The organism is Vibrio sp. 10N.286.51.C3, from assembly GCF_003050065.1.
GTDB lineage: Bacteria > Pseudomonadota > Gammaproteobacteria > Enterobacterales > Vibrionaceae > Vibrio > Vibrio crassostreae.
On record NZ_PIGC01000005.1, the window covers coordinates 239,267 to 260,667 of the forward strand.

General features: G+C 42.8%; 22 protein-coding genes and 1 pseudogene. 19 read left to right on the forward strand and 4 right to left on the reverse strand.

Annotated elements, in window-relative coordinates; translation table 11 throughout:
- Positions 1-6 precede the first annotated feature (6 nt).
- Entirely contained in the window at positions 7-3,522 is a 3,516-nt protein-coding gene (locus tag CWO27_RS07600) for a hypothetical protein (RefSeq protein ID WP_107898781.1), read from the forward strand.
- 62 nt (positions 3,523-3,584) lie between these two features.
- Positions 3,585-4,559 carry an OmpA family protein gene (locus CWO27_RS07605; RefSeq protein ID WP_102478576.1) on the forward strand — a complete coding sequence of 325 codons (975 nt, stop codon included), beginning with the start codon at positions 3,585-3,587 and terminating at the stop codon, positions 4,557-4,559.
- 83 nt (positions 4,560-4,642) lie between these two features.
- On the opposite strand, the gene CWO27_RS07610 is transcribed toward CWO27_RS07605, so the two are convergent.
- The 3 genes from CWO27_RS07610 to CWO27_RS07620 form a co-directional block, all read right to left on the reverse strand.
- Positions 4,643-5,062, reverse strand: coding sequence for a BLUF domain-containing protein (locus tag CWO27_RS07610; protein ID WP_102478575.1), 420 nt, complete (start codon positions 5,060-5,062; stop codon positions 4,643-4,645).
- 165 nt (positions 5,063-5,227) lie between these two features.
- Positions 5,228-5,968, reverse strand: coding sequence for a hypothetical protein (locus CWO27_RS07615; protein ID WP_102478574.1), 741 nt, complete (start codon positions 5,966-5,968; stop codon positions 5,228-5,230).
- Positions 5,969-6,287: 319 nt separating this feature from the next.
- Positions 6,288-6,479, reverse strand: a complete 192-nt coding sequence (locus tag CWO27_RS07620; RefSeq protein ID WP_240698015.1) for a hypothetical protein — start codon at positions 6,477-6,479, stop codon at positions 6,288-6,290.
- 526 nt (positions 6,480-7,005) lie between these two features.
- Between CWO27_RS07620 and CWO27_RS07625 the strand changes: the two genes are divergently transcribed.
- The 9 genes and pseudogenes from CWO27_RS07625 to CWO27_RS23965 all read left to right on the forward strand — a co-directional run.
- On the forward strand, positions 7,006-7,434 hold the full coding sequence (locus CWO27_RS07625; protein ID WP_102431628.1) for a hypothetical protein: 429 nt from the start codon (positions 7,006-7,008) through the stop codon (positions 7,432-7,434).
- A 106-nt stretch (positions 7,435-7,540) separates the two neighbouring features.
- Positions 7,541-8,326 (forward strand): hypothetical protein, encoded by a 786-nt coding sequence (locus tag CWO27_RS07630; RefSeq protein ID WP_107898805.1) that lies wholly within the window; start codon positions 7,541-7,543, stop codon positions 8,324-8,326.
- 64 nt (positions 8,327-8,390) lie between these two features.
- Complete coding sequence (locus tag CWO27_RS07635) at positions 8,391-8,912, forward strand: GNAT family N-acetyltransferase (RefSeq protein WP_102441929.1); 522 nt, start codon at positions 8,391-8,393, stop codon at positions 8,910-8,912.
- 113 nt (positions 8,913-9,025) lie between these two features.
- Positions 9,026-9,277 (forward strand): TIGR03643 family protein, encoded by a 252-nt coding sequence (locus tag CWO27_RS07640; protein WP_063522405.1) that lies wholly within the window; start codon positions 9,026-9,028, stop codon positions 9,275-9,277.
- Positions 9,278-9,340: 63 nt separating this feature from the next.
- Entirely contained in the window at positions 9,341-9,829 is a 489-nt protein-coding gene (locus tag CWO27_RS07645) for a hypothetical protein (RefSeq protein WP_107898782.1), read from the forward strand.
- A gap of 202 nt (positions 9,830-10,031) precedes the next feature.
- Positions 10,032-10,679: an HAD-IA family hydrolase gene (locus CWO27_RS07650; protein ID WP_102431630.1), complete on the forward strand. Its 648-nt coding sequence runs from the start codon at positions 10,032-10,034 to the stop codon at positions 10,677-10,679.
- A 39-nt stretch (positions 10,680-10,718) separates the two neighbouring features.
- Positions 10,719-11,237: a GNAT family N-acetyltransferase gene (locus CWO27_RS07655; protein ID WP_107898783.1), complete on the forward strand. Its 519-nt coding sequence runs from the start codon at positions 10,719-10,721 to the stop codon at positions 11,235-11,237.
- A 38-nt stretch (positions 11,238-11,275) separates the two neighbouring features.
- Entirely contained in the window at positions 11,276-11,806 is a 531-nt protein-coding gene (locus CWO27_RS07660) for a GNAT family N-acetyltransferase (RefSeq protein WP_107898784.1), read from the forward strand.
- Between the two features lie 14 nt (positions 11,807-11,820).
- Positions 11,821-11,904: pseudogene (locus CWO27_RS23965) on the forward strand (GNAT family N-acetyltransferase); the annotation flags it as partial.
- Between the two features lie 82 nt (positions 11,905-11,986).
- On the opposite strand, the gene CWO27_RS07670 reads toward CWO27_RS23965, so the two are convergent.
- A complete protein-coding gene (locus CWO27_RS07670; RefSeq protein WP_102431633.1) occupies positions 11,987-12,508 on the reverse strand; it encodes a prepilin-type N-terminal cleavage/methylation domain-containing protein in 522 nt (173 codons plus the stop codon).
- A gap of 251 nt (positions 12,509-12,759) precedes the next feature.
- On the opposite strand from CWO27_RS07670, the gene CWO27_RS07675 reads away from it, so the two are divergent.
- The 8 genes from CWO27_RS07675 (at position 12,760) to CWO27_RS07710 (ending at position 21,384) form a co-directional block, all read left to right on the forward strand.
- The gene (locus tag CWO27_RS07675) at positions 12,760-13,494 is read left to right on the forward strand and encodes a carbon-nitrogen hydrolase family protein (RefSeq protein ID WP_107898785.1); all 735 of its coding nucleotides are present in this window, start codon (positions 12,760-12,762) and stop codon (positions 13,492-13,494) included.
- A gap of 12 nt (positions 13,495-13,506) precedes the next feature.
- Positions 13,507-14,268, forward strand: a complete 762-nt coding sequence (locus CWO27_RS07680; protein ID WP_107898786.1) for a nucleotidyltransferase domain-containing protein — start codon at positions 13,507-13,509, stop codon at positions 14,266-14,268.
- 61 nt (positions 14,269-14,329) lie between these two features.
- Positions 14,330-14,722: an NUDIX hydrolase gene (locus CWO27_RS07685; RefSeq protein WP_107898787.1), complete on the forward strand. Its 393-nt coding sequence runs from the start codon at positions 14,330-14,332 to the stop codon at positions 14,720-14,722.
- Positions 14,723-15,110: 388 nt separating this feature from the next.
- On the forward strand, positions 15,111-15,320 hold the full coding sequence (locus tag CWO27_RS07690; protein ID WP_010434910.1) for a hypothetical protein: 210 nt from the start codon (positions 15,111-15,113) through the stop codon (positions 15,318-15,320).
- Positions 15,321-16,583 (forward strand): integrase, encoded by a 1,263-nt coding sequence (locus tag CWO27_RS07695; RefSeq protein WP_016788799.1) that lies wholly within the window; start codon positions 15,321-15,323, stop codon positions 16,581-16,583.
- Positions 16,584-16,840: 257 nt separating this feature from the next.
- Positions 16,841-17,716 carry a hypothetical protein gene (locus CWO27_RS07700; protein WP_050621924.1) on the forward strand — a complete coding sequence of 292 codons (876 nt, stop codon included), beginning with the start codon at positions 16,841-16,843 and terminating at the stop codon, positions 17,714-17,716.
- Between the two features lie 619 nt (positions 17,717-18,335).
- Positions 18,336-19,199: a phage integrase N-terminal domain-containing protein gene (locus tag CWO27_RS07705; protein WP_050621925.1), complete on the forward strand. Its 864-nt coding sequence runs from the start codon at positions 18,336-18,338 to the stop codon at positions 19,197-19,199.
- Positions 19,200-19,569: 370 nt separating this feature from the next.
- The gene (locus tag CWO27_RS07710; RefSeq protein ID WP_107898788.1) at positions 19,570-21,384 is read left to right on the forward strand and encodes a tetratricopeptide repeat protein; all 1,815 of its coding nucleotides are present in this window, start codon (positions 19,570-19,572) and stop codon (positions 21,382-21,384) included.
- Positions 21,385-21,401 lie beyond the last annotated feature (17 nt).

The window sequence follows — 21,401 nt, forward strand, 5'->3', positions numbered from 1 at the left end:
AATTGTATGAAAGTATTTAGTAAGTCTCGTTTAGCGACGTGTGTGTTGACTGCCATTCCTGTGATGGCGGTAGCGAAAGACACGGGTAAGCTGGAAAAGCTTGGTTCAGAGACAACGGGCATTGAAATCACTAAGCCGAACCAAGACCAAGACAGCTCGCGTATTTACCTTGAACAAGGTGCTATTTGGGCAAGCCGTGATATCACTCGCTTTGACCCTGTTCTAGATGTCAGTGTCAGTGACGAGCTGGAAGTCGAACAAGGTACACTGCGCGATAGCGTAGGTTTCACCATCACGACTAACTATGGTTATTACATCAAGAAGTATCAGCTAGAAGTGTACCGTGTCGGCGATTTTGGGCTGTCTGAACCCATCGCTGTACTTGGTGGCGAAAAGCTAGCAAACGATTCTGATATTAACTGGGATGGTCAAACCGATGTCGACTACCAGTTTGAGGTGGGTGAGCAGCTGATGTTCCGTCTAAAAGCGTGGGACAAAGATGGCAACATGGACGTGACCACCGTTGGTGTGACGGATTTGGTGAAGCCAGACTCTGAAGTCGATATCGATCGCAACGATAACGACGATGAAGAGAGCAAAGACAAAAGTTACGGCCAAGCTAAGTTGATGCGTCACAACATCCCGACCAATGCGGGCTTAGCCAAGTTCATTGGTACCGGTTTGAAAGGCGTCGATAAAGTCATCATCGGTGAAGACGAATTTGACGTTGAAGATGGCAACTTATACGCAGAACAGTATCTACCGACAGACTCTTACATTTTCCCAACCAAGGTTGTGTTTGATAACGGCGATGAGCGTCGTTATAAGCTTTACGTCCGTATTCCAGATACCTACTACGCTCAAACGGGTTTGGCTGATCTTTATGTTGGTAAGAACAATGTTTCTGGTAATAACAGTGCGCTGAGCGTCGATGACCAATATCAAGATGACATCTATAACCAAGGGCGTTTGGCGTACTTTGGTCAGGGTAAATTTGGCGATAAGCTTCGCGTTACGACTCACTTTGATACGCGAGAAAGTGAAATCAAAGACATGTTCAAACATCCGTTCGCCTCGGACGATTCGGATGTGTTCGATATCCTCGAAGACGACGATGAGCTTTATTACGGCAACTATGGCGATAGCTCAAACATCGAAAAAGTGGTCAACACCAAGGGCAAGGTTTACCTCAATGTCGAATACGATAAGTCTCAATACTTGTGGGGTAACTACAACACGGGTTTAACAGGCACCGAGAATAACGATTACAATCGTAGCCTCTATGGTTTCAAAGCCGATTATCGTACTCGCGATACTACACAATACGGTGAAGATCGCTTGAACGTGGTCGGTTTTGCTGCAGAAGCAGATTCGTTGTATGCACACGATGAGTTCTTGGGTACAGGCGGCTCTCTGTATTTCCTTCGCCACGGTGAAGCGGTACCGGGAAGCGACAAAGTTTACGTCAAAGTAAAAGATGAATCTGGCCTAGTACAAAATGAAATCCCGCTTGAGCCGGGCGTCGACTATGACTTTGACCCGTACCAAGGTCGAATTATTTTGACCAAGCCACTCGATAACATTCTATCCGACAGCTTTGGTAGCGTGATTGAAAACGGAGATGACTACGAAAACTTTCTGGTTGTCGATTATGAGTATGTTCCACAAGGTTCTGACTCATTAGATGCGATGTCTTACGGTGGTCGTGCCAAAGGCTGGATCAACGATTATATTGGCGTTGGCGTGACGTACGCGACCCAAGAGAAAGACAATCAAGATTACGAGTCTTACGGTACCGACTTAACGCTACGTGCTACTGAGGGGACCTACATTAAGGCTGAGTTCGCGCGCAGTGAAGGTAGGCAAACCGAGTCGAATTTCGTCTCTACTGATGGTGGTTTAACCTTTACGCCAATTGGCGATACATTGGAAGACCGTAAAGGTGACAGTGTCCAAATCACAGCTGTCACCAGCCTTTATGACCTTGCACCAACTATCTTTGGTGCAGTAGGTAATGACTTCAAGCTTTGGTATCGAGACAAAGACGCAGGATATAGCTACGCGAGCAGCAGCGATGACCTAGAGCAAGAAGCCTATGGCGCCGAACTTCGTTTGCAAGCGACCGATCGTTTGGCGGTTCTGTCTCGTTTCTCGACCAACGAAGAGCGCGATGTTGACGGCAATCTAGAAACAGACACCGAGACTATTGAGGTAGAGACTCAAGTTAAAATCACCGAGCACATCAAAGTTTCGGCGGCAGGGCAACAAACTGAAGAGCTTAACCAAAACGACGAGCACAGCGATGCGACCTTAGCGGGTGTACGTTTGGAATACATGTGGGACAGCGACAATAGCGTTTACGTTAAAGGGCAAAAGACTGTCGATCAGTCGGATGACTACGACGAAAACGATAGCGCCTCGATCGGTGCTGAATTCCAAGTTTTGGAAGATTTGTCTTTAGGTGGTGAATATACCGATGGTGATCGTGGGCAAGTTGCTGAAGCGACCGTAACTTACGATGTGTCGGATGATCACTCAACGTACCTTACTTATGTTGATGACAATTACGAAGGCCAAAACAACGTGATTGTCGGGCAACGAGCGGACCTCACCAGCAGTGTCGATTTCTACCAAGAGAACCAGTTCGTTGATGAAAATGATGGTCACGGCCGTATCGATTCGTATGGCTTTGGTTACGACGTGACGGAAGATGTTGAGATGGGCATCGGTTATCAGCTTGGTGAAATTGAAGATGACGAAAACATCACCACAGAGCGTGAGTCCATCAGCTTCAATGCGTCAATTGACCTAGATGACATCACTCTAAGCCACAAATTCGAATACCGATTGGATAAGAGTGAAGACGACCCAGAAATCGCTCGAAGGGAGCTGCAACAAATCGTGACCACCAACCGTTACACACACCATTTAACGGAGGAGTACACGCTGTTTGGCAAGTACAACTACTCAATCACAGAGAGTGAAACCACTGGCGAAACCATGGCTCAATTTACCGAAGCAACAGGTGGTCTAGCTTATCGTCCGATCTACAACGATCGATTAAACCTACTTAGCCGTTACACCTATATTGCGGACTTCGACCAACTGGATCGCGATGTGGATTATCAAGACGAAACCAGCCAGATCATTGAAGTTGAAGCGATCTATTCGATCGACCAACACTTGGACGTCGGTACTAAGTACGCCCATAAAGACAAACAGCAAGCTTTTGAACGAGCATCTGGTTCGAATGAGCTGGTTAAAAGCGATATCGACCTATACGGACTGAGCGCTTCTTACCGCGTGATGAAAGAGTGGGATATCACGGGTGAATATCACTGGAAAACGGACACACTCAACGATGAGTTAGAGCACGGCGCGTTAGTTTCGGTGAATAAGCACATCGGCGATAACTTCAAAATGGGCATTGGCTATAACTTCTCTGCGTTTGATAGCGATCTAACCAATGATGATGACTACGATGCATCCGGTGTGTTCATTAACTTAGTCGGTAAGATCTAAGCCTGCCCCAAAGTGGGTTGAAAGTTAAGAGTAGAGAATTCAAAGTGACAGTTAAGAGTAAGATGAAAACAATTATTTTCCTAATAAACGCAGTGATGAGTACTTTGTTGCTTTCTGGCTGTGCAACCGACACGTACGTGAGTCAGGAGAACCGAGACAAGTTTGCTGGCATAGACGTGTCTAAGTTTTTAATCAGCGAGTGTTTGGCGCCAGAGCGTGAGGTGCACATCGCCATCGCAGAGCATTTTGCCTTTGATAAATACCAATTACGCGACCTCGACAAGATCAACTTGGATACCTTTGTTAAAGAGATCAGAGGCCTCAAAGGGCGCATCACGATTGTCGGCCATACTGATTATAAAGGTTCTCTCGAATATAATGAGCACCTTTCACAGCGCCGTGCTAAATCGGTCGCGGACTATTTGAAAGCACACCTCGACCCAACGAATTACGATTGGGAAGTGAAGCACCTTGGTGAGACTCAACCTCTGTTGCTGGGTAAAACCGATAAAGACCGAGCAGAGAACCGCCGTGCGTTTATCGTGTTTGAAGAGGCACAGAAGTACGAAGAGATGCCTTTCTGTGAGCCACCAAAACCTGAGCGTAAGGTTTACATGGCGATGACGCCACACTTTGATTTTGATAAGTCAGTGCTAAAACCAGAGGACTTAACTCAGTTAGATGACTTTGCGGCTCAATTGAGTGACTTACAAGGCAGTATCATGGTGGCAGGGCATACAGACCAAGCCGGTTCGGTCTCTTACAACGAGAAATTAGCAGAGCGCCGCGCAGAAACGGTGGTTGAATACCTCAAAACCAAACTCGACCCTAAGCAGTTCATCTGGGAAGCGAAGTCATTTGGTAAGTTGCAGCCTGCGATTAATGAACGATCTGAAAAAGCCGATGCATTAAACCGCCGCGCGTTTATTGTGTTCAAAGAGTCGGATATTACTGCCGAGCAGGAACAGCAAACACTATCAGGTAGTGAGCAAGGTTTTCTTCGTAGTGAAAGCGATCAGAAGCATGGCGATGAATAAAGAGCAATCTTTTAAATAATGTGAAAAAGCCCCATCCGTTGGGGCTTTTTGATATGTCTTCTTCTGATAAAAGGGGCGTTAATCTACTCAGAAGGCAAATTCTGCTTCAATTCTAGAAGCATTTGATAAGCACTTTCACCGGACATCTCATATGGGTTGAATTGGTTGGATGTTGAAAACTGTAAGTTTACCAGCTCGGTTAGGCTCGACTGAGGAATGTCGCCCATTGACCAGTCTCCAAATTGCCGACAATCTATTTCCTTGAAATACAAGATCATGACGTTTTTGTGGCGCTTATCATTGAGAATATGATTGTAGGTATGGTTAACCGCAGTTCGTGAACCTTCGATACATTGTAGGAAATACTTATCGTTGTGACTAAGAAGGCCAGTTAAGTGGCTCTGCTTATTGCGATCGTGTGAGATCTTGAGAATTTCATCTAAAGCCTTCGAGTCGCAGCTTTCACAAAGCGTACTGACATAAATTAACCGAGTTAGGCGCATAGGCATCACTTCGAATTTTGTTCAAAAGGTACTAATAAATATAAGCCAAGCTCACGGAATTGCTAATTATTGGTGGGCGCGAAACGATTTAAAGTAAGATGAAAATGAAGGGGCTAAGTTATCGTTGGCCCCTCCGTTTTATCGTTTACACCGTGTTATGGTTAATTAATATTGCTCTGGAAATGTTGGATCAAATATTGGGAACAGCACTTGTAATTCATCTTGAGCAAGGTAGCCACGTTGAGTTTTGATTACCTCCCCATTCTCACGATATACCGCCATTGCACTAGAATAGGTGCCGGTTTCTAACCAAGACGTCTTGAATTCAGCGCAGTACGCTTCAACACAATCGCGTGGACTTTGAGTTGCCCAGCTATCAAATCCAGTTTTCCAGCCTAGCAACGTTGAGTCTTCAATGATTACCTTTTCTGTGTCTACATGATGAAAAGTCGATGAAACGTGCTCAATTTCGATATCGGTATTTCCAATTAAATCGCTGTAAAACACGTAAGTAGGCCATAAATCTGCGTTGTTGTGAGAAAGAGTGAAGGTTACTTTACTGGTGCCTTCCAGCAATAGTGTTTCACGCTCAATCGTAAAAGTGATTCTCTCTTGCAGATCTGCAAGGTTACATGTCCATAATTGGCATGCATTGTACATTTGATCGTAAGTCGTTCCCCAGCGTTTTGCTGCTTCGGCGATCAAGTCAGTTTGAGGTGGATTTAAGCCAGTGTCTTCGTCTGGATTGGTTTGATCATCTCCTGAACCATCGCCCCCACCAGGCGGCAATATTGGATTACCCGGGTTGTGAGGTGCTGTACCTCCAGTGGTGTCTGAACTATCTGAACTGTTGCAACCGCTAAGTAATACTGCGACCAATGCGACAAATAAAGCTGATTTTTTCATTGTGAATTTACTCTCTACTCTTATTAAAAGCATCCTAATAGGTTGATAAGCTTTATTTTTCGATTGCTCATCGGCGCCTTTCCTTTGGTGAGAACATAATATTTGTGAACTGAATCATTGGCTAAGTAGCATTTTGAATATTTGTAATAAGTAATGCTTATCGTACTGGTTAGGTAGTTTGATAAATGTAACTTTTGTTATCAACAATTGAGGGATGCGCGGAGAAAGTCGATGTAATGTAGGGAGGGTGCAACGCTCATCTCTTAAATGGTGAATGATATTGGGATGTATTCACCATATAAGAGGTTAAAGTCAGTACTTAATTGTTCACTACCGAAATAGATTCAACGTTTGAAGAGGCATCAAATCGAACATTGACCAACACACTTTCACGTTCGAAAGTTACATCATCAAAGTCAGTAGCCGCGATTTTAAATCCATTCCTTGCAAATAAACTTGTTACCGTTGTCCGTTGTTTCTGTTCCATTGCGCATGTCAGTAGTTCGTTCATCGTTATCTCCATATTAGGTAACCGTGTGTATTTTTTAAGCGTACAGCCTCTTTTCTATGAGATCAATTGCCTAATAGATAAGCTGTATTGATGTGTTCAATTGAATGATTTTGATATTCAAAAATACAATGGGTAAGTGGGAGTGCGATTGCGTTAGTTATGATAAGTAGAGTGTTATGTGACCACAGTTCAGCATTAATCGAGAACTAAATTTTTTGTAATAATCGCGTTGAAATAAGTGGTTACAAAACAGGGGGAATCATACTCGCCGTTTAGTATGTTAGGTCGGTGATTGGAATCATTGTTGGTCTATCTCCAGCTTAACTAAAGTACATCGATTTATGATATGTAGAGTTTTTAATGAACCTTTTTATTGAAATCTCGCATGCCAAAGCAGTGTTGTTATAAGTGTTATTAATTTCATATTCTTGCTTTTTACATTCTCTTGATTTATAAAATAAGGATTCACCGATAACTTCATGATTATATTAGTTTTTACTAACCTTTAATAACATGGAGAAAGGCGATGAATAAGAACCCAACATGCAATAGGTTAGCGAATTTATTGAGGCTGCGTAGACCATACAAAATATCTGACTTTCTAGTGAGTTCTGATGAACTTCGAGTCAAGAAAGATGTTTATAGTTTACGTAAAATCAAACAGCTAGAAACTCGACAACTGGGCATCAAAGAAAACGCAATCAACGTCATTTCATTGGCCTTGATGCTATCTGCAGCAACTTGGGCGTTCGTACCTCAGTTTGGGTTACCTATGCTCGCTCTGACCTTTATTTTGGCTTTTGTTTCGTGGCGAAAATACGAGCTTCGTGCAGAGTTTAAAGGATCAGACGAAACTGGTGATCACTGGGTATCTGTAGCTCGAGGTTGTACTCGTGAAGAGTTTAAGATCTTAAAAAGTGTCGAAGTGAATTTGCGAGAACAAGTTGTAAGCTAAGTGCGACCTCGCAGTTAGCATGGTTCAACCCTAAACAAGGCTCGTCATCATTGGCGAGCTTTTTATTTTTGGAAAGGCAAGACTTATTAAAAACGATATGAAGCAAATGCGAGTAGCCTTGGGTGTCATTTTTCTCGGCTTCAGCCTTTACACTAATGCCGACACTATTGAGTTCCCTGCTTGTGTTGAAGGTGAAGTGTTGAACACCGAGGTTCACCTTTACATTGACGAGTCTATGTTGTTGGAATACTCGAGGGCGTTTATCGCTAGTAAAGTTGCCACATGGGAAAGTTACTCCAACCTAGTTTTGAAAAACTCATGTATTCCTATGAGGAGAAAGGTAACCCAAATTACTTATACACCTGCTATCGATAGCCTTTGGTTTCAAGATTTGAGTGCGGCAGAGAGGCTACTCAAATTATCAATGAAAGAGCCAATTGAAGAAATCACAGAGGACGGTCGTCCTGTTTTTACAGGTGTTGTGTTTTCTAATTATCATTCTGCTTTCGAGTCTCGATATTGTGGTATCGCATCTCAGGTCTCTCGTTTTTTCTTTTTGGCTATAAATTGCCCAGACTCGACAATGGAACATGAAATTGGTCATTTGAGCGGTGCTAACCATGACTATAAAGAGGTGTTAAAAGATTACGCGACTATCGAACATTTTATCGCTGACAGGTACCCGAAAGCGCCCGCATATTCATTCGGTGCTACATGTGCAGAGAGAGGCACTGTAATGTCTTATGAGCGTGATATTATTCCTGCCTACTCTAGCCCTGAAATTAGAGTGAACGGACAGCAATGTGGGGATAACGCGCATCACAATAATGCGAGAGTGCTTAGAGAGTTCGCAAATACTCATTTAAAGCTAATAGACTCCAACAAAAATTAGTCGAGCTAATGCCGAGAATAATCAAATAGTACGATGGCGTTTGAAAACAGGATAAGGAAAGTGAATGGACATAACGATAAGACCAGCAATGCCGAGCGAATTGGCTACCATTTATGCTTTGGTTATCTCAAACGATGAGTGGACTAAGTTTAATGGCCCTTATTTTTCGTATTCTCATCCGTCATTAGAAAGTTTTGAAGCGCATTCGTTTAAACGACTGCTTGAGGGCGATGACCTGCAGCTGGTGGTCGTCGACGGTGTACCTGTTGGAACCGTGAGTTGCTACTGGGAGTGTGAAGAGACACGTTGGCTCGAAGCTGGCGTAGTCATTTATAACTCTGATTATTGGGGGAAGGGGATCGCAGCATTAGCACTTCCGCTCTGGATTACTTACTTATTCGAAAACAAACAAATTGAGCGTGTGGGGCTAACGACTTGGTCAGGTAACCCGCGCATGATGTCTCTCGCTTTGAAGCTAGGTTTCCAGCAAGAGGCGAGGCTGAGAAAGGTGCGATATTACCAAGGCGAGTATTATGACTCGTTGAAGTATGGGGTGCTGCGTAGCGAGTGGCTGGAGAGAGGATAGCGACAAATATCTGTTTTTTGTTTGATGATTCCTTATCGATTCAGTAGTAACACCCTGATCTAAAAAGTGAGAGTGAGCGTACTTCTACTCAGATTTTAAAGGATGAGTAGACAATGAAATTATCTAAAGAGAATGAATCAAGAATTATTGAAATGGCGTGGGAAGACCGAACGCCATTTGAGGCAATAGAACACCAATTTGGTTTAAATGAATCACAGGTAATTCGTTTTATGCGCAGCCATATGAAGCCGGGTAGCTTCAAATTGTGGCGCGCTCGCGTCGCAGGTCGTGCGACAAAACATGTAAAACTTCGTAGCTCTGAAGTGTCGAGAGGTTATTGCCCAACACAATATAAGCGGCAGTAGGTTTTCTACCAACCATTTACCTCTTTCTATCAGTGGCTATCGTTCTAAATAGGGAGATTGAGATTGAATAGTTTGATTGGATTAGCGATAGGCTTTTTGTTTGTGATGCCTATCGCCACCTTATTGCATGAATTGGGGCATGCAATCCCTCAGCTTATTGCGGGTCACAAAGCCGAGGTGACCCTCGGGAATAGCGAAAAGGCCAAGGTTGTTCAAATTGGCAATCTCACACTTTCAATTTCAAGCTTTTCAATGAATGTTGGCTTTGCCTCAATAACTCAGCAGGGCAGTAAATCCTTGCAAGCATGGTCTCTAGTTATGGGGCCACTTACCTCATTACTCCTGTGTCTATCTTTGTATTTTATTAATAGCAATCAACTCCCTTACATCGCTTCTTACGTCATTAACTTTGGTGTCTATTTTTCATTGGCTCAGTTTGTGATGACAGCATTGCCTATCTATTACCCTAGTGCGTTTGGGGCCTATGAAGGGATGCCTAGTGATGGTAGGCAACTACTGGAACTTTATGACGTAGTAAAGCGCCTAGAGTAGTGGTCGTTAATAGATTGGTTGAATCTTATGGCTTGGCATTTTTTTAGTTCTAAATGTGGACTCTAATGCTGAGTTGAAAGACACTCATCACACCACGTTCGGGCGCACTAATTTTTTGAATCAAGCTACGTAAATCTATTAGTGCGTGCGACATCATTAATGAGCTTGAGTAAATTGAGTATTTTTATAGGTTGTAGAGTTCATGGTTGAATGTAAGAAGTTTATTTTTGATGTCGATGCAACACTGGTTGATACCCAAGTGGTTATCGACAATATTTGGAAAAAATGGTGCAAGACTGTTGGTGTTCGTTTTGAAACCATGAGTGAGTATATACACGGGCGAAAAATCGAAGAGACACTGAGCTGTATTGGCATGGAATTCTCCAATGTCACTGAGGTCAATAAAGTCAAAACTATTGCGACCCAAGAGATGAAGCGCGCCAAGGCTATACCAAATTCTCATGATTTTTTATCAAAAATAGGCCCGGATTGCTGGTCAATCGCAACGAGTGGACCTAGAGCCGTCGCAACAACAAGCTTGGAAGCCTCCGGTTTTACGTTGCCAAAGGTCATGATTTGTGCCGAAGATGTGGTACGAGGTAAGCCAGCACCGGATCCTTTCCTTAAAGCCGCAGAAGCTTTAGGCGCAAAACCAGAAGATTGCGTTGCAGTTGAAGATTCACCATCTGGCGTACTATCGGCCAAGAAGGCAGGATGTTTCACGATCGCTCTATTAACCAGCCATACCAGAGAAGAATTAAAATCAGCAGATTTGATCGTAAATGGGTTTGATGAGCTCAAACTTACCTGCAGTCCGATTGGAACCTATCAGATTCATCGTGCTTATTAGAAAGATCCTTTAATTTTATCTTAAGAGGAATAGATAACAATGAAACTAGTATCGCCCTCAAAAGAATTTGAGTCCGCTTTTAAGGTGTACTACCAAGACTTCTTGGAGCAAGACATCGATAACTCTGATTATTACAAAGACGGTGTTCTTGATTTTTCTCGTTATATTGAATGCTTAAATGATGAGGCTAGAGGCGTTAACTTACCCGATGGTTATGTGCCATGTAATCATTATTGGTTGGTAAATGATGAAGGAGAGATACTCGGCGCCATTCGTGTCCGTCATCGCATCGATAATGAGTTTCTGTCACTTGAAGCGGGGCACATTGGCTACGATATTGCTCCCTCAAAGAGAGGTTCTGGCTACGGCAAGGCAATGCTCAAATTCGCTATTCCAAAAGCGAGCTCTCTGGGTATTAAACACGCTTTGATTACCGCAGACGAAGACAATATATCTTCACGAAAAGTCATTGAGGCAAATGGGGGTAAGTTTGAAAAAATAGTTTTTGGTAAAGTCTTTCCTGGCCCAGTTGCTCGTTATTGGCTTGACTGTCAGTAACGCAATGCAGTTTAGGGGACAGATAAAAAGGAATTTTTATGTTCAAAATAGACACTGCCAGGTTGGTTCTAAGAGACATGACGTTTGAGGATCAAAGCGCGTTTGTGGCTATGTCACAGGACGCAAAATATCAGCGCTTCTATGATGAGACTGATTGTGAGCCTAGTAAATACTATCAACTCACCCAATCGTTTGTTGAACAGGCTGAGGAAGATCCTCGTCAGTCCTATCAATTAGCTGTTGAAAGTAAAGAGTCAGGGAAGTTTATCGGAACCGTGTGTTTACGCCTTGAAGATAACCAGCAAGCTTCAATGGGCTGCGCTTTTGCGAGAGAAATTCAGGGGAAAGGGCTACCCATAGAAGCGGCCAAAGCTCTGGCTGGTTTTGGGTTTTCAGAGTTAGGGGTTCATCGAATTTATGCGGAAACCATTGGTGAGAATCTAGCGGCGATAAGGCTGTGCAAGTCACTTGGAATGAGACAAGAAGCTTGCTTTAAAGAGCACCGATTCTTCAAAAATAAGTGGTGGGATACCGTCGTATTGGCGATTCTTAGTACTGAATGGGAATGATGTGGTCACCCGCAGAAGTGCGCTATGCTAATGCTCGGCGTTTACCTTCTGGAGAGTTAGACAGCACGCTGGTTTATGCCAAAACGTGCTTATCTTAATTTCTGGGATGGTTGAATCTTGATGCGTGGCATTCTCTAAGTTTATTTGTGTGTACCAACACGTTCAGTATTAAACTAGAGCTTAGCTGTCTGGTTCGTCATCCACGGTGACATCGCCATTCATCGAGTTGTAGTAAATAGATATCCCCGGTACGACTCGATAATGATAACGGCATTGGTCGGTGTGGATGTACTCAGCGATGTAGTCAGTATCAGTCGGTGAGTTGAAGCTAGAAACGCTTGGTGGATCAATCAGGAGAGCTCCCCATACCGAAATACAGTCTTCCGGGTTATCCAACCTTGGAAAATCTTCTGCGTAAGGCCATTGCTGTACTGGGTATCCCCATTCATTGAAGTCAAGCTGGCCAGTGGCAGAGTCATCATAGATAGGGATGTTCGTAGATGGACCGCCACCGTTTAAGGTCAAATTTTTTGAGTAGGCAAGATCGACACCTGCTTTGAAAGCAGCGCCAGTACCTTTTACGGCTGCAATATGCGAATCTGTACTCACATTCAGGAATCTGGGCGCTGCCGTAACGGCGATTATTCCAAGAATCACAATAACGACAACAAGCTCAATAATTGTAAAACCGCTCTTTTTCATTATGCACCTCTTTTGAAGGCGGAAATTATGCACCATAAGTGACTATTACCAAAGGAAATTACTATATTTCAGAGGTAATTTTATAAACCAATCATAAATGTTGTGATTTACATGGTCTTATTTTATAAAACCCAATCGAGAAATAACTTAAGAGCCGGATATCTCACTTCAATATTGAATTTAGATAGACAAGGAGTTTGTTGTAGTGAGTATGGTCGAAACGGTAAATTTGTTTTTGGGAGAAGTTTGAAATGAGTGTCACTATTAGTTTGGCCCAAATTCCTGTCGTAAGAGGCAACTGGAGAGAAAACCTTAAGCAACATCTAAAAATGATAGAGCAATCGTCAAAGTACAATGCGGATGTGGTTGTTTTCCCCGAGCTATCACTAACCGGCTATGAGCTTGATTTGGCGGAAGAACTTGCGTTGTCTCTTGAGCCATCAAACTTTGAAGAACTCTCCCGAGCTTCGGTTCAAAGTGAGACGATTATTGTGGCTGGTTGTCCCCTGCGAGTTCCAGACTTATCCCACCCCACCATAGGCGCCGTTGTTTGTTTTCCCGACGGCAGAGTCGAGTTCTACTCTAAACAGCACCTGCATGATGGAGAGGGCAACTACTGCTCCGCTGGCGATGTTGATTATATTTTTGATGTGAATGGGCATAAAATCGCGCTAGCAATATGTGCTGACTTCATAGAGGCGGATCACTCCCAACGAGCCAAACCTCTAGGCGCTGATATCTATTTAGCGAGCGCTTTAATCTCTGAGAATGGCTTTGATCCGGATTCTAAAATCTTAGCTGGAATTGCGTCGGAACACGGTATACCAGTATTACTGAGTAACCATATATCTTTGACGGGAGGCTGGGGAACGTGTGGTAAGAGTTCGGTTTGGAATTCGCAAGGAGAGCGCGTGATCAGTGCAAAATCAAAAGAGAGTGGCATTGTTCTATGTACTATTCGGGCTGTGAAACGGATCTTAATATAGCTGGAAAGTGGCATGCTGAATCAAACTAGAGGCCTCGATAAAGACGGGTTTATCGAAAACCTATACTCACCTAAGAACATTGCTCCTGAATTTCAAGGTGTCGTGAATGCTTTTATTGATTCGTTGTTAAGTGAACTTCCGGAGCAAATTTATGGCATCTACTTGTATGGAAGTGTACCAAGAGGAACGGCCATTGTTGGTCGTTCAGGTTTGGATGTTTCTATCGTACTGACTACGCCTATTGGCCCAAAAGAGAGGCGAGTATTTAAGCATCTCTCTGACACCATTCCTGAAGCATATCCCCAAGTCAGTAAGCTTGATATCGATCCCGGCTTCCTGCGCGATGTTCTGCAACCCACAGAAAAGTATCACTGGCACTTTTGGCTCAAGCACTGTTGCTGTTGTATTTGGGGTAAGGATTTATCTACAGAGCTTCCGCTATATAAGCCCAGTATTGAAATCGCCCAAGCTCTCAATGGCGACTTGCCTACTTTTCTTGAGCAAATGAGCCTGAGTTTCAAAACAATGGCTGACGGGGATATCGCTAAGGTGATTAGCAAGAAGTTAGTGCGAGCAGCGTATTATTTTGTGGCTGAGAAAGACGGAAGTTGGTACACAGACCTGAGCCAGTGTGCCTCAGTAGCCAAGCGCTATTACCCAAAACAAAGCGACGATATTGAGTTGGCGCATCAATATGCTCTTGGAAACTTGATATCTAAAACAGAGGCTTTTGAATTGTATGAAAGGCTAAGCAAAAAGCTTGTTGTAAATTAAGGATTAACACAAGCTAGAACAGCAAACTTAACTACCGTTGTAACGGTTTTAGGAAAATCAGATGGATGTACACGAGTGTGTTTCTTTTATCTTGCTCAGCGAATCACAAGTATTGCTGGAAAAGCGCAGTGAGTCTAAGGAGACGGATCCCGGCGTAATTACCATTCCAGGTGGTCATATTGAGCACGGTGAGAATCAGGTGCAGGCTTTGTTTCGTGAGCTCAAAGAAGAGCTCAACGTTACTCCAACTCATTACACCTTCTTATGTTCACTCTATCACCCAACATCAGAGCTACAGTTGATTCATTACTTTGTTGTGAGCCAATGGACAGGGAAGATAACCGCACAAGAAGCCGATAGCATTGAGTGGTATCCATTGAATACAGCGTCTGCCGGCATCACTGTCGATGGTGTCGCTTTGAAAGAAGTGGAGCGAGTGGGGATGTTTCTTTAGAGCTGTGGTGTTAAGAGGCTTTACGACGTTTTTGAGGGCTCAAAAACGGTGAAACCCCGATGTTGGTAGTAATCTTAGCTGTATGGTATTGATTTATATGCGTTTCATGTATTTAGGGCTGGTGGTTAAGCTCTAATCGGCCTAAAAAACGGTTAAAAAGGCCAATGAAATAGTCAAATAAAATCAATGCATTAGCAACTCGGTACTACTGTATTAGTCCACCCTAAAGTGGGCTTGAAATCGATTCGTTGAATCGTTTTACGCTTCGGGAATCCTTTTCGTTAATTGCTGCGCAAATAGAATGTCACTGAAAAAATCGTGCATAGTTTTTCTACCAGTAGATGAAAAATCTTAATTTTCATGTAGTGAGAAAGGTAAGGAGAACGACATGGCAACGCGTAAAATCAGACCTAGACAATTTATTGATGAGTTTTACCCTGATTCAGGGATATGCAATACCACCATCATAAACTGGATTAAACATGGCAAGCTCGAGGGTACTAGAACGCCAACGGGCCGATATTTAGTCTGTGTTGACGACGAGATAGGGAACCCTGCAGACAGGGTCAGTGAACTTCTAAGATTCTTGGAGTCATAAATGGTTGGTAGAGCTAGAAGCAAAGAAACGGCTCATTACCCTCCATTCTTGGTGAAAATGAGCCATAGGGGTCAATCCCGATTTCGGTTTACAACCGTAGATGGTGTGAAGAAGCTATTTCCTATCGGGACTGTAGAGCAAGAAGCGATACAAGCTGCGCATGTTTATAACTTGCAATATCGTCCTGAGCTAGGAAGCGCATTTTCGCTTTCTGAGATGACCCCATTTCGCAAAGCTGTCTCTAAAGGCCGCAAGGACAAATTCAATCGGCCTTTAAAAGAGTGGCTTCCATTAGTGTTGTCTCGAGTGAAGAAAGAAGAACGGCTTTCCAAAGACGTTTATCGAAATTTGGAGAGGGACTGCTACCGCCTTGATGAGTTCATGGGGCGGTTGCCAACCAAATCGATCAAGTTACAGCACATCAATGAATTCCTTTCGAAATACTATTCAGAGTTAAGTAATCGTCAGCTCAACAATAAGATCAGTAATCTTAAAAAGGTGTTTTCCTACCTTGCCGATGAAAGTGCTATTGAGAGTAATTTTGTACTCAATAAAAAACAGCGTCGATTGACCAGAGAAGATTACACAAAAGCTCGCCACGACCTAGATATCGAAAATTACCAAAAGGTCTACGATGCAGCGCCACTGTTTCTTAAGGTAGCAATGAGCCTAACTCTTGAGACAACTCATGCTGTGAGAGAGATCTATAGGCTTCGTTATCGGATATACAAACCACGGGAAGGCGTTTGTGGGATTCTATGGAACCCTGACAAAGAGGTGGAGTATGTGGATGGGCATGCAGTGTATGGAATGCTTTATGTTCACCGAGAAAAGGTGAAAAAGTCCGATGCTTCCACTGTCGCCATTCCTGTCACTCAGACGATTAAAGACATTGTCGATCTTTCTAAAACATCGAGATTGATTTGTCCTTATATCGTTCACCGTAAACCCAAACAGCAGCAACGTGGCATTTCAAAAGAAACCGATCACCTCTACCAAGTACATCACCACAATATAAGTAAAGAGTTCAGTAAGGTTCGAGACTCATTAGGGCTTTATAGTCACCTAAAGAAATCGCTAAGGCCGACCTATCATGAAATTCGAGGACTAGCTGCCCGAATGATTGAACAGCAAGGGCAGAGTGCTACCGAGCGAATGGCGCATGCGAACGCGAAAACAACAAAAATCTATACAGGCACAAGTGACATTATTTGGCACCAAGTACCACCTGTTGAGGTGATGCCTAAAAGTGGCCAGAAGTGATGTTTGTCAGTTGTTTAGTTTTGGAGGAATTCGGAATCCGAATTTGATAAAGGGTCGCTTTACCTTATTAACTTTAATTTGAATCTATGCACATGGTATTGACTCGAAAACGGTTACTGAATACAGTCAGATATAGGTTATGCGCGACCTATCAGCTCACGGATGAAGCGAAAGCAGCGCGAAGTGAATTATCACTTCATCGATTTTGTATCTTTATTACGGTTCGTGAGCCCGTAAATCTAATAGGATGCTTAATCATGCTTAAATACCCATCAGTGAGCCAATCTGAGGCCCACGCAAAGTACATTTCAAGAACTTTAAAGATCAAGCTCAGTTTTGCAAAAGAAGCTGTCGCATTTATGTATGGCTGTGACAATTTTAAAGAGTTATGCAGTAGCTCTGATCTAGCGGTACTCGACAGTAAGAACAAATACTCGGCAATTCCAAACAAGCAGGACTTAGAAATATTGAAGGTCTTGTTACAACCTCACTTACCTGCTATTCGTGCTCACTTGAACCCCGATATCCATTTGGATTGTTCCGTATTGGGAGCAGTAGTAAACAATAGGTTAAATTGTATATCTCATGGTGCTGTGAACCATCTCCTTTCATTGGGAGACTCGTTTGATTGGAGCGATGCTAAATCCGTCATCAATGAACTTGAATTTGTTGATGGTACTGTATCGACAGTACTGGCAAGTCGAATTGTCATGAATAGAGTCAAAAACAAAGTAAACCCCTGGATAGAGTTTTCATCGTTCGGTATCAGAGCATATGGTTACTATAACTTCTCTGGTAAAACCGTCTGTATTGAGATGCGCGAACTCGATATTATGTTTAAGTATCCGAATAGATATAGAGATATTTCGAGCCGTAAATGGATTGGTGATTATGTCATTGGTTTTTTAGGAGTGCTTGCAAAGCAGTTTGAAACCTTAGGGTATACAGGGGAAATACAGCTTTCAAATGTTAACTTTCCAATAAACTTAGCAAATGAGATGAACACCCTAAGGGAAGAGATAAGAAGTGCTGATCTAATACGTGGAGTAAAAGTTCCACTTGATGTTTTGATAAATCAAAATGATCCACAAAACATCTGGCTAAGAGAAAACCTAGTAAATGAAGTAGGTTAATACCAATCTCATAAAGCTAAAAGACTTCAGTCGAAATAGCTCTATTGTAGAGGCCGAATATGAATATATTCGGCCTTTTTTGCGCCTAGCTAAAAGGGTATCTAGTCCTGTCACTCCAAAATTTGGGGAGTGACAGGACGGGCAGCACTCACCAATAGGGGGCTACAAGCGAATTATCGGAATTGAAAAAGAATGACGGCGAGAATCTATGGCGCTGAGAGCGCCTCAAAAGTTGCGAGTAGAATGGGCTGAGACAATAATGGAAGAGAACTAAAAAGCAGCCGTTGCTGCAAAGACTACTAGACGAAGAAATCCTTTAATTACCAGCGCATTCTTATCTCAAACGCCCAACGGGCTTCTGGGAATTAGCAATTGCACATGGCTTACAGTCATTCAATTGTTCGGAATTTCTGAACCGCGCAGTAGTCTCGCTTCATTACCTACTGACTTGATTTAAGCAGTAGGCGTTCATTCGAAATGAACGGGAGCAATAACACTAATCTGAAATCGCATTGATACCTACTACTGTACCCATGAAATAAGAACCTTGAAATGACTGAGATAAGAGCCGCTAACGAAAGCGGCTCTTTTTTTAGAATTAACATATTGAGGTAGCACTATGGCAACGAACTTTTTTTACCAAATTACCCGAGTTCTAAATCGTAACCCCGATGGCTCTAAAGCGACTCAAGCAGAGCGAAAGAAGATACTAAAGTTAGCTGACAAACAACTAAGAGAGCTTAACGTCAGAAAGCTTGAGCTAAGGAACTTGGGCCGAAAGCATATCGAGAAGCTTGTAAATCATTGGCAAACTCAAGGTCTAGCGGCGGGCACAATCAAGACGCGTATGACTCACCTGCGTTGGCTCTCTGAAAAAATAGGGAAGCCAGGGTTAGTTCCTAAAAGCAACGCTTCCCTTGGTATTGAAAACCGCAAATATGTCACCAACCAGAATAAAGCCAGATTCTTAGTAAATTCAAAATTAGCAACACTCAATGACAGGTATCTTGACGCGAGTTTTCGTTTGCAAGCCGCGTTTGGTTTGCGCCGAGAAGAGTGTATGAAAGTCCAGCTTCATTTAGCAGATAGAGGCGACCATTTACATCTAGTAAAAACCAAAGGTGCAAGACCTAGAGATGTGCCTATTCGCACTTTGGAACAACGTCAGTTAATTGATGAGGTGAAAAAGTGGGTAGGGAATAGCTCTTTAATTCCAGAAAATGCTAAGTACGTTTCTCAGATGAAAAGATACGAACGAGCTTGTATCAAAATGGGCTTAGACAAAGCTCATGGGTTACGGCATGCGTATGCGCACCAGCGATACTTTGAGTTGACGGGTTTTAATGCTCCTGCTGCGGGCGGACCGTCAACCAAGGGATTAATAGGAGAGGACAAACAGCGTGACTTTGAGGCAAGAATGGTCATCACTGAAGAGTTAGGGCATGGAAGAGAAGAGGTTACCGCCGTTTATCTAGGCCGCTAGAGCTTGAAACTTAAGTTCGGATTCCTAATTCGGAATCCGAATAGTTGTAATTCGGTATTGGACAAACCTTGGTAGTGGTCTTGCTAAATTAGCTTCTTACGGATTACCTGAAGTATTGCAAAACCTCTAGTTAATTGGACAAGTTTACTCATTCAGTACAAATTTTATTAAACAACCTGTTAACTCTGAATGTTCTCCGAATAAACTACTTAGTTACAACAACCATGCCCCTAATGCCTAATCGTATAGGTTGATCCAAATCAAAGTTAATTGAGTCACCTACACTTTAGTGACGTTTTTTCTACTTCATGGTGTTGGGTGTTGGATTTACGTCCTATTGTTAGAGAGAAGTCAACTGGTGGGCCTTATTATGGAAAAAATAGGTAATCCAATTTCAAAAGCAGAAATTTCAGAAAAAACTGTAGGTTACTTATCAGGAATAGTACTTCTCTTGACGGTATTAGTTTTGGTTGTGGTAATGGGACCACCCAACTACTATCAATGGATTGTCTTTAAGATTTTACTAGCGTTAGGTTCTTCTGGCATCGGAGGTATCCTCACGGGAAATATCCAAGTCCAAGGGGCTATTCAAAAAGTTAAGCTACAAGCAGGTGGAGGGTTGGCAATATTTGTAATCGTATTCATTTATATCCCCGAAACTCCCCCCAATGATTTTTATGCACTGCATTTAACCGAAGCGAAGTATATTGCAATGTTGGCTAAACAAGAGACAGAAATACAAAAGGCACTACATAGTAAAACTCGAAGCGAGGCAGAACAATCACTTCTTGAGAGTGAACTTATAAGGGTTCGCGAAGATCTTGAGCAAACACATGAAAGCTATAAAAATTATGTAAAAGAGCAGGAAGTTACCATTGCTCGTATTGATAAATTAAAGGGCATAGCACCACTTAACTTAATAATTGACGCAAAAGCTGCGCTGGCGAAAGGAAATATATCGCTAGCAGATAAGTTGTTTTCAGAAATAGAGAAAGATGCTGAAACTCACATAAAAGCTGCTGCTGAGGCGGCATATCAGAGAGGGTTGATTGCATTTAGTGGCTTAAAATATCGAAATGCGCTAGAGCATTACGAAAGAGCTTTTCAGCTAGGCCCCGACGTAGCTGCCTACGCTTATGCACTCGGAGGAATTTATTATGAGCTAGGACAACAAGCCAAGGCAATCTATTATTATGAGCAAACCATTCTTACTAACTCAGAAAACAAGGAAAGCAGCATTGCTCTAGAAAATATTCACTACAGCTTAGGCCTAGCATGGTATAAACAAGGAAATTACGATAAATCAATTGGTTACTACGATAAGGCGTTGGAGCGCAGTGTAGTAATATATGGAGAAGAAAACCGTGAAGTAGCAAGGATTCTAGGTGGTCTAGGATTAGCGTGGCACCAAAAGGGGGAGTTTAACAAAGCTATTAGGTACCTTGATGAGGCGCTTCTAATTTCGGAGCAGATCAATGTAGAATTTCACCCAGATGTTGCTAGGGATTTAAATGGGTTGGCTATTGTCTGGGCTGATAAGGGCGACTACAACAAGGCGATTGGTTACCTAGAGAGATCGCTTACTATTGACTTAACTAACTTTAATGAAGACCATCCAAAGGTCATCACTCGCCGCCATAACCTTGGACAAGCATGGCATGCTAAAGGACAGCACAATAAGGCACTTGAATACTACGAACCTGCATTAAGTAGTGCCAAAACTGTATGGGGTGATGCCCACCCGAATCTCATACTTTTGTGGCGGTCTATTGGAAGGGTCTGGCATGACCAAGGTGAGCTTGAGAAAGCATTTGAATGCTATGAGCGCTCGTTAATTAGTGATCCGAACACCAGTGATAAACCTCACCCCAATGTGGCAACGACTCACGCATACATGGCCGAAATATTTGTGACCAACGGCCAATACGACATTGCCATTAATCATTTAGAGAAAGCATTGGATATTGATCTTAATACCTTGGGAGAAATCCATTCATACATAGTTGATGATCTTTATAGTTTGGCTCATGCGTTCGCACTAGCAGGAGAATTTGATGAGGCTATCAACAGTTACGAGAAAGCAATTATTACTACAAAGGCGGTCTATGGTGACAACGACCCAACCGTAGCCACTATTCAATATGAACTCGACAGTTTAGTAAAAGCGATAAAACGCACTCCATGAGACAAGTAACTTCATTA

Bases quoted from the DNA above. Each gene is read 5' to 3' on its own strand.
- CWO27_RS07600 (WP_107898781.1), top strand. From the start codon at position 7: ATGAAAGTATTTAGTAAGTCTCGTTTAGCGACGTGTGTGTTGACTGCC.
- CWO27_RS07605 (WP_102478576.1), top strand. From the start codon at position 3,585: ATGAAAACAATTATTTTCCTAATAAACGCAGTGATGAGTACTTTGTTG.
- CWO27_RS07610 (WP_102478575.1), bottom strand. From the start codon at position 5,062: ATGCGCCTAACTCGGTTAATTTATGTCAGTACGCTTTGTGAAAGCTGC.
- CWO27_RS07615 (WP_102478574.1), bottom strand. From the start codon at position 5,968: ATGAAAAAATCAGCTTTATTTGTCGCATTGGTCGCAGTATTACTTAGC.
- CWO27_RS07620 (WP_240698015.1), bottom strand. From the start codon at position 6,479: ATGAACGAACTACTGACATGCGCAATGGAACAGAAACAACGGACAACG.
- CWO27_RS07625 (WP_102431628.1), top strand. From the start codon at position 7,006: ATGAATAAGAACCCAACATGCAATAGGTTAGCGAATTTATTGAGGCTG.
- CWO27_RS07630 (WP_107898805.1), top strand. From the start codon at position 7,541: ATGCGAGTAGCCTTGGGTGTCATTTTTCTCGGCTTCAGCCTTTACACT.
- CWO27_RS07635 (WP_102441929.1), top strand. From the start codon at position 8,391: ATGGACATAACGATAAGACCAGCAATGCCGAGCGAATTGGCTACCATT.
- CWO27_RS07640 (WP_063522405.1), top strand. From the start codon at position 9,026: ATGAAATTATCTAAAGAGAATGAATCAAGAATTATTGAAATGGCGTGG.
- CWO27_RS07650 (WP_102431630.1), top strand. From the start codon at position 10,032: ATGGTTGAATGTAAGAAGTTTATTTTTGATGTCGATGCAACACTGGTT.
- CWO27_RS07655 (WP_107898783.1), top strand. From the start codon at position 10,719: ATGAAACTAGTATCGCCCTCAAAAGAATTTGAGTCCGCTTTTAAGGTG.
- CWO27_RS07660 (WP_107898784.1), top strand. From the start codon at position 11,276: ATGTTCAAAATAGACACTGCCAGGTTGGTTCTAAGAGACATGACGTTT.
- CWO27_RS07670 (WP_102431633.1), bottom strand. From the start codon at position 12,508: ATGAAAAAGAGCGGTTTTACAATTATTGAGCTTGTTGTCGTTATTGTG.
- CWO27_RS07675 (WP_107898785.1), top strand. From the start codon at position 12,760: ATGAGTGTCACTATTAGTTTGGCCCAAATTCCTGTCGTAAGAGGCAAC.
- CWO27_RS07680 (WP_107898786.1), top strand. From the start codon at position 13,507: ATGCTGAATCAAACTAGAGGCCTCGATAAAGACGGGTTTATCGAAAAC.
- CWO27_RS07685 (WP_107898787.1), top strand. From the start codon at position 14,330: ATGGATGTACACGAGTGTGTTTCTTTTATCTTGCTCAGCGAATCACAA.
- CWO27_RS07690 (WP_010434910.1), top strand. From the start codon at position 15,111: ATGGCAACGCGTAAAATCAGACCTAGACAATTTATTGATGAGTTTTAC.
- CWO27_RS07695 (WP_016788799.1), top strand. From the start codon at position 15,321: ATGGTTGGTAGAGCTAGAAGCAAAGAAACGGCTCATTACCCTCCATTC.
- CWO27_RS07700 (WP_050621924.1), top strand. From the start codon at position 16,841: ATGCTTAAATACCCATCAGTGAGCCAATCTGAGGCCCACGCAAAGTAC.
- CWO27_RS07705 (WP_050621925.1), top strand. From the start codon at position 18,336: ATGGCAACGAACTTTTTTTACCAAATTACCCGAGTTCTAAATCGTAAC.
- CWO27_RS07710 (WP_107898788.1), top strand. From the start codon at position 19,570: ATGGAAAAAATAGGTAATCCAATTTCAAAAGCAGAAATTTCAGAAAAA.